The sequence below is a fragment of the Pseudomonas sp. NPDC098747 genome, from assembly GCF_044760045.1.
Taxonomy (GTDB): Bacteria; Pseudomonadota; Gammaproteobacteria; order Pseudomonadales; family Pseudomonadaceae; genus Aquipseudomonas.
On record NZ_JBIWAL010000100.1, the window covers coordinates 1 to 1,640 of the forward strand.

1 protein-coding gene is annotated in these 1,640 nt (G+C 57.0%); it reads left to right on the forward strand.

Annotation, left to right across the window (positions count from 1 at the left end):
- Nucleotides 1–69: 69 nt before the first annotated feature.
- The coding region (locus tag ACIQVE_RS28595; RefSeq protein ID WP_402815167.1) for a DNA gyrase subunit B at nucleotides 70–1,640 on the forward strand (1,571 nt) is incomplete at its 3' end.

The following is a 1,640-nucleotide window of genomic DNA, read 5'->3' on the forward strand; positions in this document are numbered from 1 at the left end:
GCAAGTCGCTTTGTTCCACGTGGAAGAGGGCCGTAACACCCAGACCCACGACCATCGGGAGTGAAGGAATTGAGCGAAGAAAATACTTACGACTCAACGAGCATTAAAGTGCTGAAAGGCCTGGATGCCGTACGCAAACGTCCCGGTATGTACATTGGCGACACTGACGATGGCAGCGGCCTGCACCACATGGTGTTCGAGGTGGTCGACAACTCGATCGACGAAGCCCTCGCCGGCCATTGCGACGATATCAGCATCATTATCCACCCGGATGAGTCCATCACCGTTCGCGACAACGGCCGTGGCATCCCGGTAGACGTGCATAAAGAGGAAGGCGTTTCCGCTGCCGAGGTCATCATGACCGTCCTCCACGCTGGCGGTAAGTTCGACGATAATTCCTACAAGGTATCCGGCGGTCTGCACGGTGTAGGTGTTTCCGTAGTGAACGCACTGTCCGAAGAGCTGATCCTGACCGTACGCCGCAGCGGCAAGATCTGGGAACAGACTTATGTGCATGGTGTTCCGCAAGAGCCGATGAAAATCGTTGGCGAGAGCGAAACCACCGGTACGCAGATTCACTTCCGCCCTTCCGATCAGACTTTCAAGAACATCCACTTCAGCTGGGACATCCTGGCCAAGCGCATTCGTGAGCTGTCCTTCCTCAACTCCGGTGTCGGTATCGTCCTTAAAGACGAGCGCAGCGGTAAAGAAGAGCTGTTCAAATACGAAGGCGGCTTGCGTGCGTTCGTTGAATATCTGAACACCAACAAGACCCCGGTCAACCAGGTGTTCCACTTCAACATCCAGCGTGAAGACGGCATCGGCGTGGAAATCGCCCTGCAGTGGAACGATAGCTTCAACGAGAACCTGTTGTGTTTCACCAACAACATTCCGCAGCGCGACGGCGGCACTCACCTGGTGGGCTTCCGTTCCGCACTGACGCGTAACTTGAACACCTACATCGAAGCTGAAGGCCTGGCGAAGAAGCACAAAGTCGCCACCACGGGTGACGATGCGCGTGAAGGCCTGACCGCGATCATTTCGGTGAAAGTACCGGATCCGAAGTTCAGCTCCCAGACCAAAGACAAGCTGGTCTCTTCCGAAGTGAAGACCGCGGTCGAACAGGAAATGGGCAAATACTTCTCCGACTTCCTGCTGGAAAACCCGAACGAAGCCAAGCTGGTTGTCGGCAAGATGATCGACGCCGCGCGTGCCCGTGAAGCCGCGCGCAAGGCCCGTGAGATGACCCGCCGCAAAGGCGCGCTGGACATCGCCGGCCTGCCGGGCAAACTGGCTGACCGCCAGGAAAAAGACCCGGCGCTGTCCGAACTGTACCTCGTGGAAGGTGACTCCGCGGGCGGCTCTGCCAAGCAGGGACGTAACCGCAGGACCCAGGCCATCCTGCCGTTGAAGGGTAAGATCCTCAACGTCGAGAAGGCGCGTTTCGACAAGATGATCTCTTCCCAGGAAGTGGGCACCTTGATCACCGCGTTAGGCTGTGGCATCGGTCGCGACGAATACAACATCGACAAGCTGCGTTATCACAACATCATCATCATGACCGATGCTGACGTCGACGGTTCGCACATCCGTACCCTGCTGCTGACCTTCTTCTTCCGTCAGTTGCCGGAGCTGATCGA